The sequence below is a fragment of the Pseudomonas xanthosomatis genome, assembly GCF_019139835.1.
GTDB classification, from domain to species: Bacteria; Pseudomonadota; Gammaproteobacteria; order Pseudomonadales; family Pseudomonadaceae; genus Aquipseudomonas; species Aquipseudomonas fakonensis.
Genome location: NZ_CP077075.1, coordinates 623766 through 641721, shown reverse-complemented (window position 1 = coordinate 641721; position 17956 = coordinate 623766). Strand labels below are relative to the sequence as shown.

The window sequence follows — 17956 nt, the reverse complement described above, 5'->3', positions numbered from 1 at the left end:
GGTTGTGTGGCCCGGGGCACTCTAGTGCCGACAGGCGCGCAGGCACAATTATCCCGAGGGATAACAGGGTCATTGGACTATACACAGCCCCGCGCACCATGCCGGCGCACGAGGGGGCGATAACAGTCAGAATGGTTCCCGTTCCTGCCAAGCCTCCCTGCGCCGCATTTCGTCGCCCGAGCGCTCCGTATACTCGCGGCCAGGATGTCGGTTGCAAAGGGGTGCCATGATGCTCGATGAACGCCTCGTTCACGTGTCCATCGATAACGATCCGTCGATAGACGAACACTGGCTGAGCCGCTGCACCCCGGTGCCATTGCGCCAGGACGGTGAGCTCTGCCACTTTCACCTGCTCGACGCCACGGCCGGCCAGGCCTGGCTGGCGATCCGCGCGCCGGTGGAGTCCCCGGCCGCCTGCCAGCGCCTGGAGCGCGACTACCGGCTGGCGCTGGACCCGGCCTGGGCCGTGCTCCCCGCAGCCTTTGTGCGCTCACCAGAAGGCCCCCTGCTGGTATACCCGGCAGGCCAGTCACTGGCCGACCTGATCGCCCAGGGCCGTGCAGGCCTTGAACGGTTTTTGCCGCTGGCGGTGAACGCCGCCCGCACCCTGGCTCTGGCCCATCAGGGCAATGCCCTGCACGGCGCCTTGCAACCGCGCCACCTGTTGCTCGACGACAACGGCCAGGTGCGCATCGGCGGTTTTCGCGCCGACCCCAGCGAAATCGGCAGCGCCCAGGCTGACGGCTGGGCATACCTGGCCCCGGAGCAGATCTGCCCCCACGGCACCAGCACCGACCGGCGCAGCGACATCTATGCCCTGGCGGCAATCCTCTATCAGCTATTGCTCGGCGAATTGCCACTGGCCGGGCGCGACACCCAGCACTGGCGCCAGTTGCACGCCGGCGTGCAGCCAAAGCCGGCCTGCGACATCGACCCGACACTGCCCGCGCCCATCAGCCAGATCCTCGCCAAGGCCCTGGCCAAAGAGCCCGATGCCCGCTACCAAAGCGCCGAAGCGCTGGCCATCGACCTGGCGCACTGCCAGCGGCAATGGGCCGCCAACGCCGCTATCGCGCCCTTCACCCCAGGCTGCGCCGACCTGGTGCCGGCCACCGGCGAGCGCTTGTACGGGCGCGCCGACGAACAACGCCTCATTGCCCGCCTGCTCGACGAGCTGCGCCGCGAACGCAGCGCCCGCGGCCTGCTGGTCAGCGGCGCCGCCGGCATGGGCAAGTCGAGCCTGGTGCTGGCCGCACTGAAAGCCCACGCCAACGGCCACTGGGCCAGCGGCAAGTGCAACAGCCTGGAACAGGCCGTGCCCTATGCGCCGTGGATCGAGATCCTCGGCACCCTGACCACCCAACTGCTGGCGCAAGGCAGCCAGCAGTTGGACGCCATTGGCCGGGACATCCGCCAGCGGGTCAAAGGCTCTGGCCAGTTGTTGAATACCTTGGCCCCGGACCTGCAACTGATCATCGGCCCGAGCAGCGGCCTGCCGGAAAAACCCTCGCGCCTGGCCCTGGAAAAACAACACCGCGCCATCGTCGACTTCCTCGAAGTGTTCAGCAGCCCGGGGCGGCCGCTGGCGATCTTCCTCGACGACCTGCAATGGGCCGACGATGCCAGCCGCCACTTGCTGCACGCGCTGCTAGCCCGGCCCCCACGCGGCCTGCTGCTGATCCTGGCCAGCCGCCGCGAAGCAGATGATGCCGCTGCGCCTTTCGCCGAGCTGCCCGCCACCCCCACGGCGCTGCGCTGCCAGAGCCTGAACCTGCAGCCACTGCCGGTTACCGCCATCGTCGAGCTGATTGCCACGCGCTACCACGTCAGCGCCAGCGAGGCGCAGCAGGTGGCCGAGCTGGTGCACGCCAAGACCGCCGGCAACCCGTTCTTCGTCCGCCAGATACTGCGGGCGATGGTCGAGGACCGCCTGTTCGCCTTCGACACCCAGGCCATGCGCTGGTGCTGGTCGCTGGAAGCGGTGGCCCGCCACCGCTACGCCGATAACGTCGCCGACTTGATGGTCCAGCGCCTGGCCCGCTTGCCGTCAGGCCAGCGCGAGCTGCTGCGCGTGGCCGGAGCGGCAGGCGGGCGCTTCGACACGCAACTGTTGCGCCGGCTGATCGCCCACCCGTTGGAACGCCTGGACGGCCGGCTCAAAGCCTTGCTGGATGCAGGCTTTCTGTCATCCAGCGCCCAGGGCCTGGGCTTTGCCCACGACCGCGTGCAGGAAGCCGCCTACCAGCTCACCCCGGCCCATGAGCGCGCAGCGCAACATGCGCGCATCGCCCGGGCCATGTGGCAGGCCTGGGGCGATACCCCGCACGATGGCCTGTTCGAGCTGGCCAACCAGCTGCAACGCGCCGCCCCCGACAGTTTCAGCCGCGCAGAATGCGCAGCCTTGCTGCCGCTGCTGCTGAGCGCCGCCACCCGCGCCCGCGATGCGGTGTCCCACGAGCAGGCCGCCGGCTACCTGCAAACCGCACAAGCCCTGCAGCAGCGCTGCCCGCCAACTGCGCCCCACGCCTTCGCCCTCGCCCGCATGGCCGCCGAATGCAACATGCTGCGCTCGCGCATGGCCGAGGCCGAGGCCGGTATCGGCCAATGCCACCAGTGCGCCCGCACGCCGCTGGAACGCGCCAACGCCTACCAGCTACAGGCCCGCTTCAAGACCCTGCGCTCGGATTACCAGGGCGCCATCGACGACGCCCTCAGAGGCCTGCGCCTGCTGGGCCTGGACCTGCCCCGCGGTGACCAGCCGCAGCAGGTCGAGGCCCGCTACACGCAGGTGCGCGCACAGATCGAGCAACGGGGCCGCCACTGCCTGGAGGCACTGCCCCACGCGCAGGACGAAGAAGTGGAAGTGGCCATCGCCCTGCTCGCCACCCTGTCGTCGTCGTTCTTCGTGCCCGACGACATCCGCTTCCTGCACCTGGCGCACATCCTCGAACTGACCCTGACCCACGGCGTGGCACCTGGCAGTACCTACGGCCTGGCCTGGTTCGGGGTGATGTGCGCCGAGCGCTTCGGCGCCTACCACGACGGCCACGCCTATTGCCTGGCAGCGCTGCGGCTGATTGAGCGGCATGGTTTCGAATGCGACCTGACCAGCAGCCTGCTGGCCCTGGACCAGGTCAGTGCCTGGACCTCACCCATGGCCTTTGCCCGGCGCACGGCACTGGAGGCCATCGATTCGGCGGGCCTTTCCGGCGACCTGGCCATGGCCTGCTACGCCTGCAACCACGCGGTGTCCGACGCCTTGGTGATGGGCCAGCACCTGGGCGAGGTGGGCCAGGAGATCGAGCGCGGCCTGGCCACCGTGCGCGGTTATGGCTACCGCGATATCGAGCACATTTTGCTGGCCCAGCAAGCCTTCGTCGCCGACCTGTGCGACGCGCCCGGCGCCCGCTCGCGGGCCGAGCGCGACAGCAGCGAGGCGTTACTGCACCAGGCGCTGGCCGTTGCCGTCAGCTCGTCTACCACGCGCTTCTTCCAGTGCCTGTTCGCCGGCATGGCGGCGTTCTACCTGGGTGATATCCGCCAGGCCGGCGCCCAGCTGGCCCAGGCTGGCGAGCATGCCTGGGCGGCCCCGGCACACATCAACCTGGCCGACTTCCACTTGTTCCAGGCCCTCACCCTCGGCAGCCCGGAGGCCCCCGGCACGCTGGACGATAAGCTCGAACGGCTGGGCCAGTTGCACCAGCTGTTCAGCCGCTGGGCGCAGTTCAACCCGGTCACCTTCCGCAACAAGGTGCTGTTGATCGAAGGGCTGGTGGCGCGCTTGCAAGGCGACGGGCTGTCGGCCATCCGCTGCTTCGACCAGGCGCAGATCGCCGCCACCGCCGCAGGCTTCATCCACGAGCAGGCCATCGCCCACGAGCAGTTGGCCGAGGTGTGCATCCCCAGCGGGCTGATATCGGGCGCCAACCTGCACCTGCGCATCGCCCGCGACTGCTTCCACATCTGGGGCGCGGCCGGCAAGGTGCGTCAGCTTGAAACCTTGCACCCGTTCCTGCGTACCCTGCCGATCCAGGAGACCTTCCGCGCCAGCTCCCAGGCCAGCCTCGACCTTGAAGCCGGCATCGAGGCCGCGCGCGCGCTGTCTGAGGAAACCCTGCTCGAAGGCCTGATCGAAACCCTGATGGGCCAGCTCACCCAGCACGCCGGCGCCGACCATGGCGCGCTGCTGATCGTCAGTGGTGCGGAGTTCCAGATGGCGGCCCTGGCCGACATCGACGACAACGGCCTGCGGGTGAGCATGGAGCAGTGCCAGAAGTTCATGACCCAAGCGCCGCGCTCGATCGTCAACGCCACACTGCGCACCAAGAAGCCGCTGCTGCTGCACGATGCCCAGGCCGAGTGCCCGGAGGCTTTCCGCCACGACCTGCAGGCCCGCGGCGCACGCTCGGTGCTGTGCCTGCCGCTGGTGATCCAGGGGGTGCTGATTGGCCTGGTGTATCTGGAAAACCGCCTGGTACCCAACCTGTTCGGCGGCCAACGCCTGGCCATGCTGGAAATTCTTGCCGCCCAGGCGGCGGTGTCGTTGCAAACCGCCAAGTTTTATACGCGCCTGGCCGAAGACCACCAGACCCGCGCGCAGATGGAAGCCGAGCTGCGCCGTTCGCGCAGCGAGCTTGCGCGCAGCGCGCATTTGCAGGTGATGAACGAGCTGTCGGCGTCCATCGCCCACGAAATCAGCCAGCCGCTGCTGGGCATTGCTTCCAACGCTGCGGCCAGCCTGCGCTGGCTCAAGCGCGAGCAGCCCGATTTGAACGAGGCCATCGCCGGGCTGCAAGACATCCGCGCCGACAGCGAACGCGCAGCCAACATCGTCCGCGCCCTGCGCTCGCTGGCAAGACAGGCGCCGATGCAGCTCAAACCGTTGAAGCTGGACGAGGTGATCCTGCAGGTGATCCGCCTGGCCTCGGCCGATGCGCAAAAGAGTGCGGTGAAGGTGCAGGCACAGCTGGACGCCAACGCCTGCGTGCAGGCCGACCCGGTGCAGATCCAGCAGCTGGTGTTCAACCTGATCACCAACGCGCTGGAGGCGCTGGCAGGTTTTCGCGGCGACGGCGTGGTGCGCATCAGCTCGACGGTGGCCGCTGGTGAGGTGCAGGTGCGGGTGGACGACAACGGCCCGGGAATCCCGGCCGAGGCCCGCGAGCAGGTTTTCGAGGCGTTCCACAGCACCAAGAGCAGCGGGCTGGGCATGGGTTTGGCGATTTGCCGTTCGGTGGTGCAGGCCCATGGCGGGCAGTTGCAGGCGCTGGGGTCGGAGCTGGGCGGGTGTTGCATCCGCTTCAGCATCCCGATTGCTGCCACTCTGTAGGAGCCGGCTGCCGGCGCTCATGGAACACACTACAACGTATTGATTTAACACGGTCCCTGTGGGAAGCGGCCTTGCCGGGGCGCCGTCCGGTCGAGATGGGCTGCGAAGCAGCCCCGGCAATTTTGCATGAAGCCGAGACCTTGGGGCCGCTTCGCAGCCCAACGCGACACAAGGCCGCTTCCCACAGAGATCGTGGCGCATCTACGAGACCAGCTCTCTGCGCGAAAGCGCAGATCTCCTACAGGAAGCCGCGCTCCGCGGCCGGAACGCGGCTTGCCTGCTTGCGATCAGCGCGCGGTCAACGCCGCGTAGCTGTTCATCAGGTTGCGGTAGTTGGGAATGCGCTGGGACAGCAGGTTGCCCAGGCCTTCGATGTCGTTGCGCCAGTCGCGGTGCAGCTCACAGGCCACCGAGAACCAGTTCATCATCTGCGCGCCGGCCTGGGTCATGCGCACCCAGGCAGCTTGCTGCACGGTCTGGTTGAAGGTGCCCGAAGCGTCGGTGACGACGAACACTTCAAAGCCTTCGGCCAGCGCCGACAGGGTCGGGAAGGCCACGCACACATCGGTCACCACGCCAGCAATGATCAGTTGCTTGCGGCCGGTGGCCTTGATCGCCTTGACGAAGTCTTCGTTGTCCCAGGCGTTGATCTGGCCTGGGCGGGCGATGTACGGCGCGTCCGGGAACATCTCCTTGAGCTCCGGCACCAGCGGGCCGTTGGGGCCTTGCTCGAAGCTGGTGGTGAGGATGGTCGGCAGGCCGAAGAACTTGGCCAGGTCGCCCAGGGCCAGCACGTTGTTCTTGAACTCGTTGGGCGAGAAGTCCTGTACCAGCGAGATCAGGCCGGTCTGGTGGTCCACCAGCAACACAACGGCATCGTCTTTGTTCAAGCGCTTGTAGTCAGGTTGGCTCACGAGAGTGACTCCTTGGGTGGGGATGGGGCGGCATTGGCCTTTGGGCCTATACCAGGGGATGACATCGCGTTAAGGGTGCCGCACCGCCTGGCGCCAGGCCTTGGGCGGCTGGCCGACCATGCGGCTGAAGGCGCGGGTGAAATGCGACTGGTCGCAAAAGCCGCACTCCAGGCTAACGTGGGTGATCGGTACTTCGGTGGCCAGCAGACGCTTGGCCTTTTCCATGCGTGCCAGCAGGCGCCAGGCCTGGGGCGACAGGCCGGTGGCCACCTTGAACGCGCGCGAGAAGTGGCTGCGGGTGAGGTGGCACAGGCCGGCGATCTCGATGATCGACAGCGGGCTGTGCAACATCAGCTCCTTGGCCTGGCGCAGGCGCTGCGCGGTCAGCGCGCCAGGGGTGTTGTGGCGGTGGTCGAGGGCGGGGTCACGGACCATGTCGACTCTCCTGTTTCGATGGGGAAAGTCTGGCTGGCCAGCCATGACAAAGTCCTGAGCCGAACCTTAATAGTTATTAATCCTGCTTCGCCCCGACGCCACGGGGGTTTGCCCGGGGCCGCCCGGCATTTCGCGAATTTGCTGGCCCTGCACGCTATACCGATACCTTAAGATGCCTGCCATGATCGGTTTCGGGCCGCCCTTGAGCGGCGGCCACCAGGGTGAGTGGGTATGCAGAAAACAGTGGCGATGGTGCTTTTCAATGATGTGCTGATGCTGGACGTCACCGGCCCCCTGGACGCGTTTGCCATCGCCAACCGCTTCCTGCCGACCGAGCAGCGCTATCACCTGGTCACCCTCGCCGAAGGCGACGCGCCGGTACGTGGCTCCTGCGGCCTGAGGGTGCTGGCCGACGGGCGCCTGGAGGACCTGCCGCCGGCAGTCGACCTGCTGCTGGTGCCCGGCGGCCCCGGCGCCTACGACCTGTCGCTGCCGGTTCTGGAACGCTGGCTGCCCCAGGCTGCGCGCAATGCAAAGCGCTTCGGCGCGATCTGCACCGGGGTGTTTCTGCTCGGCCGGGCCGGGCTGCTGGGTGGCTACCGCTGCACGACCCACTGGAACTACGTAGAGCGCCTGGCCCGGCAATTCCCCGAGGCCAAGGTTGAAACCGAGCAGATCTACGTGGTCGACCGCGACCTGATCACCTCGGGCGGCATCACCGCCGGCATCGACTTGGCGTTGGCGGTGGTGGCCGAAGACCACGGCAAGGACCTGGCGCTGGAAGTGGCCAAGGTGCTGCTGGTGGCCCGCCACCGCCAGGGCGGGCAGTTGCCCTACGGCCCGCTGCTGGCCGCGGTACCGCGGGACGGCAGCCCGGTGGCGCGGGTGCAGGCGTACATCGTCGACCATATCGACGAGGCCTTCACCGTGCAGAAGATGGCCGAGCTGGTGGCCATGAGCGCGCGCAACTTCGCCCGGGCGTTCCAGCGCGATGTCGGCGTCACGCCGTTGCAGTACCTGCAGAACGCTCGCATCGACCATGCGCGCAAGCTGCTGGAAGGGTCTGATTTACCCTTGAAAGTGGTGGCGGCGCGCAGCGGGTTCGGCAGCGACCGGCACATGCGCAAGGTGTTCTGCGAGCGTATCGGCATGACGCCGAACCAGTACCGGGCGCAGTTTGGTGGGGGCTGATGGGGCCCCATCGCGGGGCAAGCCCGCTCCCACGCCCCTCTAGGGTCATGAAACTGTCGCCCAAGAGGAGACAATGTGTCGCCCATAAAGCGGATTGTCCCGGCATGCCCCATTGCCGAAAATGGCCGACCCAAATGACATAACCGCTGCCCCGGCAGTTCACGGAGCCAGAACCCATGCCACACGAAGGCAGCCTTCTTCAAACCGCGGTGATCTTCCTGCTCGCCGCCGTCATCGCCGTCCCTCTCGCCAAACGCCTGCAACTGGGGGCCGTGATTGGCTACCTGCTGGCTGGCGTTGCCATCGGCCCGCAGGCCCTGGGGCTGATTCGCGACACCGAAAGCGTCGCGCACATCTCCGAGCTGGGCGTGGTTCTGCTGCTGTTCATCATCGGCCTTGAACTGTCGCCACGCCGGCTGTGGCTGATGCGCAAGTCGGTGTTCGGCGTGGGCACCGCGCAGGTGCTGCTGACTGGCGCGGTGATCGGCGCCATCGCCCTGTTCGGCTTCAGCCAGACGCTGCCGGCGGCCATCGTGCTGGGCCTGGGCCTGGCGCTTTCGTCCACCGCCCTGGGCCTGCAGAGCCTGGCCGAAAGCAAACAGCTCAACGCGCCCCATGGGCGCCTGGCCTTCGCCATCTTGCTGTTCCAGGACATCGCCGCCATTCCGCTGATCGCCCTGGTGCCGCTGCTTGCCGCCAGCGGCCCGGACACAAGCCACAGCGACAGCCTGGAACACGGCCTGAAGGTGTTCGCCAGCATTGCCGTGGTGATCGTCGGCGGCCGTTACCTGCTGCGCCCGCTGTTCCGTACCGTGGCCCGCACCGGCCTGCCCGAGGTGTCCACCGCCACCGCGCTGCTGGTGGTGATCGGCACCGCCTGGCTGATGGAAGAAGCCGGTATCTCCATGGCACTGGGCGCCTTCCTGGCCGGCCTGCTGCTGGCCGACTCGGAGTACCGCCACGAGCTGGAATCGCAGATCGAGCCGTTCAAGGGCCTGCTGCTGGGGCTGTTCTTCATCAGCGTGGGCATGGGCGCCAACCTCAGCCTGCTGCTGGAAATGCCGCTGGTACTGCTGGGCCTGACCCTGCTGCTGATTGCCGTGAAACTGGTGCTGCTGATCGGCGTCGGCCGCCTGGCCGGCGGGCTGAACAGCGCCAGCGCGCTGCGCTTGGGGATGGTGCTGGCCGCCGGTGGCGAGTTCGCCTTCGTGGTGTTCAAGCTGGGCAAGGACCAGGGCCTGTTCGACACCCACACCTACGACTTGCTGCTGATGACCATCACCCTGTCGATGGCCGTCACCCCGCTGCTGATGCTTGGCTGCGCCCGCGCCCTGAAGCGCCCGCAACCTGCGCGCGAGGTGCCCGAGCAGTACAAGACCATCGACGCCGGCACGCCACGGGCGGTGATCGTCGGCATGGGCCGCATGGGCCAGATCGTCGCGCGCATTCTGCGGGCTCAGAAGATCCCCTTCGTCGCCCTGGAAACCTCGGTGGACACCATCGAGATGACCCGCATGTTCGAGCAGGTGCCGGTGTTCTACGGCGACCCGCTGCGCCCCGAGGTGCTGCATGCGGCAAAGGTCGGTGAGGCCGAGTACTTCATCATCACCATCGACGACCCGGAAGTCGCCACCCGCACGGCCGAACGGGTCAAGCGCCAGTACCCGCACCTGAAGGTCATCGCCCGGGCGCGCAACCGCCAGCATGTGCACAAGTTGATGGACGTGGGCGCCGAGCCGATTCGCGAGACGTTCTACTCAAGCCTTGAGATGAGCCGCCGGGCGCTGGTGGGGTTGGGCTTGAGCGACGAGCAGGCAGCCGACCGGATTGCGCGCTTTACCGAGCACGACGAGCAGGTGCTCGAGGCCCAGGGGCAGGTGCGCGATGACCGGGCCAAGGTGATGCAGACGGCCAAGGAGGCGCGGGTGGAGCTGGAGCGGTTGTTTGAGTCGGATGCCGATTGAGGTGAGAGGTTCCGACCATCGCACCATTGTTCAGGACAGTGTGTGTTTCAGGGCACATCACCGCATACCCCGCATAGATGCATAAAGGACATTGCCAACCTCAAGCTCCAGCTAAAGGTTACACATGACCAATTAGAGGCCAAAGTGCTTCACAAAGGGTCCTATACGGCCATTTTGGTAAATAGATATCAAACTGAATCTCAATGGTAGTGAAGGCTGTGGCCGATAACGAATGCTTTCAGCCTTCTGGTGATAGTCCGATCAGTCGAACGGCTGGCATTCATTTTTAGATTTTGGGGCTGCTGCGCAGCCCATCGCGACACAAGGCCGCTCACCACAGGAAAACGTGCATGGCGACCTGCTGCGCCGTACCTGTGGGAGCGGCCTTGTGTCGCGATGGGCCGCAAAGCGGCCCCAAAAATCGCCGCCGTTACTCAAGTGCAAGCCTTACAAGAGCGCCGATCCGGCGCAATTGTCGCGCTTCCGAAAAACTGGAAAGAAACGGCTTTCTATCCGACCGAAGCCACCAGACCTAGCAAAGTCCCACAGCATCCTCAGACCTTTCTCACTGGGCATCCTACAACTCGGTAAATATCCTACGAACCCTGTCGACTCCCTTCTGATTGTCCCGGGAAACCATGCCCCCTAGGCTCTCCCGGTCGCTGTCAATTCAGCGATCGGACGTGGAAATCCGGTTAGGGTTGTTGCCTTCAATGGCAGTTGTGCGCGGGAGGCCGTCTGGCCTGCCGGGTTGACCTCTAACCGGTTTCCACCCCGCGTACGGCTGCCACCCTCTGCGTGGAAACGGGCGGTTGCAGTTCAACTCCTAGAGGAATCTGCAATGAAAAAGATTGTCCCCGACCCACCCCTCCCCGACACCAAACATCGCCCCTTCGGCAAATGCGACGCCGGCCACCCGCCGCTGTTCTCGGTAAACCCCGATATCAACGCCCATGACGCCCTGGTGCACGTCATCGAGTACCTGCGCAGTGCCTACAACGTCGGATACAAGGCGCTCGACCATATGGACGAAGTCGGCAGAAGCCTGCTGTGGGCCAACCTGCATGCCGTCGAAATGGCCGAAGGGCTGGCCGAGGCGATGCTGGATGGGATCGAGGATGGCGCCACCACCTCATAAGCAAAGCTTCTGTGGATGGCCGCAATCCACATTTGGATTACGGCCATCCACCTGTTACCGCGCCCTCTACGCATGAACGCTCCCAATATTCTGTAGGACCTTTCCCAACCCCACTTTGACCACCCAATTTCCGGCTTCACAGAGGTAGTTTCCTGGGTTTTATAGGGAGCAACCTGCATGCAACGAGTCGATCTTGCTGGCAAAGGACAAGCGCTGGACGGCGACCTCACCACAACCGGTGCAACCTGCATTGCATCATCGCCGAAGGTTGGCATGAGCGCGGGCGAGACCCTTGGCGAAATCGTCTACGAGCACATCGCCCCATGAACAACTCCTGGCAATTGGCATGGGAAATTACACTAAGAATCCTTCCATTTTTGATTGGGCTTTCAGGTGTAGCCCTACAGGTTCAACTTGCCTGCTCACGCCACTACCCGACAATCATAAAATCACTAGAAAGGAGCCTCGCCCTTGAACGCCTCAAATTTATGTGGGGTGAACATGGCTTCTACTCTCGGCTCTCGCTAGTCAGCAGTATTGCCGCACTCGCCTTTTGCCCTCAGCACTTTATCAAACGAAAGCTACTTCACCCTGACGATATAAAACAACTTCCCCTCCCCATAAAAAAGCGCCTTTGCATCTCGATCTGGCTGCTTTTGATGGGCGCTCTGGGTCTAACAGCCTCCCATTTCACCAACTCATAGGCTGCCACGTAAAACACACCCTCTTTTCATGAAAAAAATATTTGCGGTGCTACCTATGAAAACCCACAACCCTTTCACTCCAAAGCGGCAAAAGCCATGACGTTGACTCCAAGCGCGCTCAAGTTAATTTTCTTATGCACACCTTGGTTGATTATCCTCTCGGCATTATGTGTCTACGGTTGGGTTGCTGCTTCCGAACACTTCGAATCCATGGTCATAGCATTACCCAGTAGCTACTGGCTGGGAATAAGCTACTTAATGCACAACGATATAACCCTCTGGGGCAGACTTAACATAACCATCATGATGAGTAGCGTTGTCTTCTGGCCAATTAAGAACCTCCACATCCGCAAGAAAAAACTGGATCCAGCAGACGTAGAAAATTTCCCCAAAAACCTGAAAAGAATATTCTTGCTCGGCAACACACTCCTGTACTCAGGAATTGCTTCGCTTCCGCTGATTTACTTCATATAGTCAGAAGACGTAGAACAAACGTCAAAAAGCCAGAAGCCCTACCCATTTCGAATGGGTAGGACTTCTGGCTTTTGCAACTGCTATTACTTGCCAGCAGTCAGCGCGTTATAGCTGGTCATCAGGTTGCGGTAATCCGGGATGTGGTTGGAGCACAGCGCGGCCAGGCCTTCGATGTCGTTGCGCCAGTCGCGGTGCAGCTCGCAGGCCACGCCGAACCAGGTCATCAGTTGCGCACCGGCGCGGCTCATGCGGTCGTGGGCAGCGTCGCGGGTCATTTCGTTGAAAGTGCCGGAGGCATCGGTGACCACGAACACCTCGAACTCTTCTTCAAGCGCGGCCAGGGCCGGGAAGGCGACGCACACTTCGGTGACCACGCCGGCGATGATCAGCTGCTTCTTGCCGGTGGCCTTCACTGCCTTGACGAAGTCTTCGTTGTCCCAGGCGTTGATCTGGCCTGGGCGGGCGATGTACGGGGCGTCCGGGAACAGCTCTTTCAGCTCCGGTACCAGCGGGCCGTTGGGGCCTTGCTCGAAGCTGGTGGTGAGGATGGTCGGCAGGTTGAAGAACTTGGCCAGGTCCGCCAGGGCCAGCACGTTGTTCTTGAAGCGGTCCGGTTCGATGTCGCGGACCAGGGACAGCAGGCCGGCCTGGTGGTCAACCAGCAGTACGGCGGCGTCGTCTTTGTTCAGGCGGTTGTATTTGAAGTTGGTCATGGTTGTTGCTCCTAAAGGTTTTGAGTTTGTTCGGTGCGTTGGGTGTTTCGCGTTGATGAGCAAAGATTAGATTCATCACCTTTGAAGCGGTAGACTGCGAAAATTGGCCTTAGCGTTCCGTTTTTGGAACGATAGATTTGCGTTGGATTCTTCGCGGGTAAACCCGCTCCCACAGGTTTGGCGCCGTTGCCGAGACAAGCGCGCTCCCTGTGGGAGCGGGTTTACCCGCGAAAGGGCCCGTACAGGTCGGCACAAAGCTCGGAGAGCACCCTTTTGGAAGACCTCAACTCCCTCTACTTCTTCACCCAGGTGGTGGAGCACGGCGGCTTCGCCCCGGCCGGGCGGGCGCTGGACATGCCCAAGTCCAAGCTCAGCCGGCGCATCGCCGACCTTGAAGACCGCCTGGGCGTGCGCCTGCTGCACCGCACCAGCCGGCACTGCTCGTTGACCGAAATCGGCCAGGCCTACTACAACCGTTGCCTGGCCATGCGCGTGGAGGCCGAGGGCGCCGCCGAGATCATCGAGCGCAACCGCAGCGAGCCGCGCGGGCTGGTGCGCATCAGCTGCCCGACCACCCTGCTCAACTCCTGGGTGGGGCCGATGCTGACCCGCTACATGCTCAAGTACCCGCAGGTGGAGCTGTTCATCGAGAGCACCAACCGCCGCGTCGACCTGCTGCACGAGGGCTTCGACGTGGCGCTGCGGGTGCGCTTCCCGCCGCTGGAGAACACCGACATGGTGATGAAGGTGCTGAGCAACAGCACCCAGTGCCTGGTGGGCCACCCCTCCTACCTCGACCAATTGCCCCCAGGCTTCGACCCGCAACAGCTGAGCCAACTGCCCAGCCTGCACTGGGGCAGCGCCCAGCGTGAGTACCAGTGGGAGCTGTTCCAGGGCGAGGACACCAGCCGCAGCATCGTCATCGCGCACAAGCCGCGCATGGTCACCGACGACCTGTTCGCCCTGCGCCACTTCGTGGTGGCCGGCGTGGGCATCGCCCACCTGCCGCGGGTGGCGGTGCGTGAAGACCTGGCCGAAGGCCGCCTGGTGGAGCTGATCCCGGACTGGCATCCGCGCTGCGGCATCGTGCATGCGATCTTCCCGTCGCGCCGCGGCCTGCTGCCGTCGGTGCGTTCGCTGATCGATCACCTTGCCGAAGAGTTCGCCAGCAGCGACATGGCTTGATCACAATCCCTGTAGGAGATCGCCCAGCCCTTGGGGCTGCGCTGTCGCGCAGTGAACTAGTCTCGCAGATGCACAGCGCCCCTGTGGGAAGCGGCCTTGTGTCGCGATGGGACGCGAAGCGCCCCCAAGGTCTCGGCTTCATGCAAAATTGCCGGGGCTGCTGCGCAGCCCATCTCGACCGGACGGCGCCCCGGCAAGGCCGCTTCCCACAGGGACCGCTTTAAATCAATAGTTTGTAGTTTGTTCTATGAGGAGCCGACTTCCCGGCTCCTACAGGGGATCGTGCGCAGCCAGGTTGCGCACACCCTTACAAGACCCTTGCACACCAGATGGCGCACAGTCCCGGCTCATGCACACCGGAGCGCCCATGCCTTATTCCCCTCGCGCCCTGCTGGCCACCTTGTTCGCCCTCGGCCCTGCGCTTGCGCTGGCCGACGAGCCGGGCTGGTCGCTGCTCAGCCGCAACTACTTCCTGCACAACGACTACCGCACCCCGTCCGGCAACGGCCAGAGCTACCGCCAGGAATGGGCCCAGGGTTTCATCGGCGAAATCCGCTCGGGCTTCACCGAGGGCACAGTGGGCGTGGGCATCGACGCCCACGGTTTCGTCGGCCTGAAGCTCGACGGTGGCCGTGGCCACGCCGGCACCGGCCTGCTACCGCGCGACAGCGACGGGCGCGCCGAGCCCGACTACTCCAGCGCGGGCGCCGTGCTGAAGCTGCGCCTGGGCAACACCCAGTTGCGCTATGGCGAGATGATGGTGGAAACCCCGGTGTTCGACACCGGCGACAAGCGCCTGCACTCCGAATACGCCACCGGCTGGCTGCTGGACAACACCAGCCTGCCCGACTGGCACCTGCAGGCCGGGCGCTTCACCGCGTTCAACAACCAGGACAACAGCTCCACCCACGACGACTTCGCCGGCTACGGCGCCAGCACCCAAGGCCACGCCATCAGCCTGGCCGGTGCCAGCTTCGCCCCGGCCGGGCCCTTGGGCGGCGCGCTGTATGTATCGCAGCTGGAAGACACCTGGGGCCAGGCCTACCTGAACCTCAACCTGGCCCAGGGCAACTGGCGCCTGGACGGCAACCTGTACCGCACCCGCGACAGCGGCAAGGCCAGTGCTGGCGACATCGACACCCTGGCCTACAGCCTGGCGGCCAAATACGCCTTCGGTGCCCAGGCTGTGACCCTGGCCTACCAGAAGGTGCGCGGCGACACCCCGTTCGACTTCGCCGGCGGCGACTCCATCTACCTGGCCAACTCGATCAAGTTCGCCGACTTCAACGGCCCTGGCGAGCGCTCCTGGCAGCTGCGCTACGACCTCAATTTCGCCACCCTCGGCGTGCCCGGCCTGAGCCTGATGGGCCGCTACGTCAGCGGCCGTGGCATCGATGGCAGCCACGCCCCGGCAAACGGCGCCTACGCCGGGCAGTACGGCGATGGCGGCAAGCACTGGGAGCGGGATATCGACCTTAAGTACGTGGTGCAGTCAGGCAAGGCCAAGGACCTCACCCTGTCGCTGTCCCACGTCAGCCACCGGGGCAACGACGCCCAGGCGGGCGATGATATCGACCGTATCTACGTGATCCTCGAGTACCCTCTCAAAGGCAGCTTCTGACATGAGCACCGCAAGCACCTCCGGCGCCTGGAGCCCCCGACAGCAGCGACCCGTGCCTGTGGCTGGAGTTCTTCTTTGAGGAATCGTGGCTGGAGCATCTGCGCCATCACCACCGGGTGACCCGTGGCGAACTGAAGATCGAGGCGCGGGTGCGGATGCTGCAGAGCGAGGGGGTCGAGGTGAAGATTCGGCATCTGTTGGACGGCAAGCAACACTGATTTGTAGGAGCGGCCTTGTGCCGCGAAAGGGCTGCAAAGCAGCCCCGGCAATGTTGCATGTTGCCGAGACCCTTGGGGCCGCTGGCGCGCCCCATCGCGGCACAAGGCCGCTCCTACAGGGAATTGCGTAAGGCTGGAACACAAAAAAGGGGCCATCACTGGCCCCTTCTTCACATCAGCTCAGCTTAGAAAGCAAAGCACGAACAACCCAACGCCCCCCAGAACCCTTGGAAGTCGCTGACCGGCACCTTGGACTGGCGCGCCTTGTCGTGACTATGGGCATGCACCCCGCACGGCCCCGAACACTGGTGCACGGCGGCGGCCAGCGACGGCGTACCCACGCGCCAGTGCCCCGGCACCTTGGCCACCGGCGACCATTCCGGCAGCACCGGCACCTGCGGCGGGCCAAAGCGGTCGAACTCGCCAGCGCCGTACACCACCTTGCCGTCGACGATGGTCAGCACCGACTCGATGCCCTTGATCGCTTCTTCTTCAACACTGAAGAAGTCCAGCGACAGCGCCGCCAGGTCGGCCAGCTGGCCGACCTTGAGCTGGCCCTTCTTGCCCTGCTCGCTGGAGAACCAGGCGCTGCCCTGGGTGAACAGCTGCAGCGCGGTATCGCGGTCCAGGCCTTCGCGGTACAGCTCCATGCCGCCAACGGTCTTGCCGCTGACCAGCCAGTACAGCGAGGTCCACGGGTTGTAGCTGGACACCCGGGTGGCGTCGGTACCGGCACCTACCGGCACGCCCATCTCGAGCATGCGCTTGATCGGCGGGGTCTGCTCGGCAGCCTTGGCGCCGTAGCGGTCGACGAAGTACTCACCCTGGAAGGCCATGCGGTCCTGGATGGCGATACCGCCGCCCAGGGCACGCACGCGTTCGATGTTCTGCGGGGTGATGGTTTCGGCATGGTCGAAGAACCACGGCAGGCCATTGAACGGGATGTCGCGGTTGACCTTCTCGAACACATCGAGCATGCGCGTGATCGATTCGTTGTAGGTGGCGTGCAGGCGGAACGGCCAGCGCTGTTCCACCAGGTGGCGCACCACCGGCTCCAGCTCTTCTTCCATGGTTTGCGGCAGGTCCGGGCGCGGCTCGAGGAAGTCCTCGAAGTCGGCAGCGGAGAACACCAGCATTTCGCCGGCGCCGTTGTGGCGCAAAAAGTCCGTGCCGCTGTGCAGCTTTACGCTGGAGGTCCACTTGCGGAAGTCGTCCAGCTCTTCCTTGGGCTTCTGGGTGAACAGGTTGTAGGCGATGCGCACGGTCAGCTGGTTGTTGTCGGCCAGCTCCTGGATCACCGAGTAGTCGTCGGGGAAGTTCTGGTAGCCGCCGCCGGCGTCGATGGCGCTGGTCAGGCCCAGGCGGTTGAGTTCACGCATGAACTGGCGGGTGGAGTTGACCTGGTACTCCAGCGGCAGCTTCGGCCCCTTGGCCAGGGTGGCGTAGAGGATCATCGCGTTGGGGCGGGCGATCAGCATGCCGGTGGGGTTGCCGAACTTGTCGCGCTGGATCTCGCCACCCGGCGGGTTCGGCGTGCTCTTGTCGTAGCCCACGGCCTTGAGCGCGGCGCGGTTGAGCAGTGCGCGGTCGTACAGGTGCAGCAGGAACACCGGGGTGTCCGGGGCGGCCTGGTTGATCTCTTCAAGGGTTGGCATGCGTTTTTCGGCGAACTGGAATTCGTTCCAGCCACCGACCACACGTACCCACTGCGGGGTCGGGGTGCGCGCGGCCTGGTCCTTGAGCATGCGCAGGGCGTCGGCCACCGACGGCACGCCTTCCCAGCGCAGCTCCAGGTTGTAGTTCAGGCCTCCGCGGATCAGGTGCAGGTGCGAGTCGTTCAGGCCCGGGATCACCGTGCGCTGCTTGAGGTCGATGATCTGCGTGGCGCTGCCCTTGTGGGCCATGGCTTCGGCGTCGTTGCCCACGGCGATGAAACGGCCGTCCTTGATGGCGACGGCAGTGGCGGTGGGGTTTTCGCGGTCAACGGTGTGCAGCTTGCCGTTGAACAGGATCAGATCGGCGGTCATGGAGCCTCCTTGGGTGGATGCATGGGCGGAACCGGCGTCGCCG

12 protein-coding genes and 1 pseudogene are annotated in these 17956 nt (G+C 64.7%); 9 read left to right on the top strand and 4 right to left on the bottom strand.

The window, feature by feature from the left end; translation table 11 throughout:
* Positions 1–229: 229 nt before the first annotated feature.
* Positions 230–5329, top strand: a complete 5100-nt coding sequence (locus KSS93_RS02800; RefSeq protein WP_217887053.1) for a trifunctional serine/threonine-protein kinase/ATP-binding protein/sensor histidine kinase — start codon at positions 230–232, stop codon at positions 5327–5329.
* 287 nt (positions 5330–5616) lie between these two features.
* On the opposite strand, the gene ycaC (KSS93_RS02795) is transcribed toward KSS93_RS02800, so the two are convergent.
* Together ycaC (KSS93_RS02795) and KSS93_RS02790 are read right to left on the bottom strand one after the other, a co-directional pair.
* Positions 5617–6243: an isochorismate family cysteine hydrolase YcaC gene (gene ycaC / locus KSS93_RS02795; RefSeq protein WP_217887052.1), complete on the bottom strand. Its 627-nt coding sequence runs from the start codon at positions 6241–6243 to the stop codon at positions 5617–5619.
* 69 nt (positions 6244–6312) lie between these two features.
* On the bottom strand, positions 6313–6678 hold the full coding sequence (locus KSS93_RS02790; RefSeq protein WP_217887051.1) for a helix-turn-helix transcriptional regulator: 366 nt from the start codon (positions 6676–6678) through the stop codon (positions 6313–6315).
* A gap of 231 nt (positions 6679–6909) precedes the next feature.
* Here KSS93_RS02790 and KSS93_RS02785 point away from each other — a divergent pair, with 231 nt between their 5' ends.
* The 5 genes from KSS93_RS02785 to KSS93_RS02765 all read left to right on the top strand — a co-directional run bounded on the left by KSS93_RS02785 (position 6910) and on the right by KSS93_RS02765 (position 12149).
* Positions 6910–7869: a GlxA family transcriptional regulator gene (locus KSS93_RS02785; RefSeq protein WP_217887050.1), complete on the top strand. Its 960-nt coding sequence runs from the start codon at positions 6910–6912 to the stop codon at positions 7867–7869.
* Positions 7870–8045: 176 nt separating this feature from the next.
* Positions 8046–9833: a monovalent cation:proton antiporter-2 (CPA2) family protein gene (locus KSS93_RS02780; RefSeq protein ID WP_217887049.1), complete on the top strand. Its 1788-nt coding sequence runs from the start codon at positions 8046–8048 to the stop codon at positions 9831–9833.
* 841 nt (positions 9834–10674) lie between these two features.
* A complete protein-coding gene (locus tag KSS93_RS02775; RefSeq protein WP_217887048.1) occupies positions 10675–10971 on the top strand; it encodes a DUF6124 family protein in 297 nt (98 codons plus the stop codon).
* A gap of 177 nt (positions 10972–11148) precedes the next feature.
* Entirely contained in the window at positions 11149–11298 is a 150-nt protein-coding gene (locus KSS93_RS02770; RefSeq protein WP_217888816.1) for a hypothetical protein, read from the top strand.
* 473 nt (positions 11299–11771) lie between these two features.
* Positions 11772–12149, top strand: coding sequence for a hypothetical protein (locus KSS93_RS02765; protein ID WP_217887047.1), 378 nt, complete (start codon positions 11772–11774; stop codon positions 12147–12149).
* Positions 12150–12232: 83 nt separating this feature from the next.
* Here KSS93_RS02765 and ycaC (KSS93_RS02760) read toward each other — a convergent pair whose 3' ends face one another.
* Positions 12233–12862 carry an isochorismate family cysteine hydrolase YcaC gene (gene ycaC, locus KSS93_RS02760; protein WP_111533157.1) on the bottom strand — a complete coding sequence of 210 codons (630 nt, stop codon included), beginning with the start codon at positions 12860–12862 and terminating at the stop codon, positions 12233–12235.
* A 273-nt stretch (positions 12863–13135) separates the two neighbouring features.
* Between ycaC (KSS93_RS02760) and KSS93_RS02755 the strand changes: the two genes are divergently transcribed.
* The 3 genes and pseudogenes from KSS93_RS02755 to KSS93_RS02745 form a co-directional block, all read left to right on the top strand.
* Entirely contained in the window at positions 13136–14047 is a 912-nt protein-coding gene (locus KSS93_RS02755) for a LysR substrate-binding domain-containing protein (RefSeq protein WP_217887046.1), read from the top strand.
* 367 nt (positions 14048–14414) lie between these two features.
* On the top strand, positions 14415–15668 hold the full coding sequence (locus KSS93_RS02750; protein ID WP_217887045.1) for an OprD family porin: 1254 nt from the start codon (positions 14415–14417) through the stop codon (positions 15666–15668).
* Positions 15669–15706: 38 nt separating this feature from the next.
* A pseudogene (locus tag KSS93_RS02745) lies at positions 15707–15886 on the top strand (MFS transporter); the annotation flags it as partial.
* Positions 15887–16071: 185 nt separating this feature from the next.
* Here the strand turns inward: KSS93_RS02745 and KSS93_RS02740 are convergent.
* Positions 16072–17913 carry an amidohydrolase gene (locus KSS93_RS02740; protein ID WP_217888668.1) on the bottom strand — a complete coding sequence of 614 codons (1842 nt, stop codon included), beginning with the start codon at positions 17911–17913 and terminating at the stop codon, positions 16072–16074.
* Positions 17914–17956 lie beyond the last annotated feature (43 nt).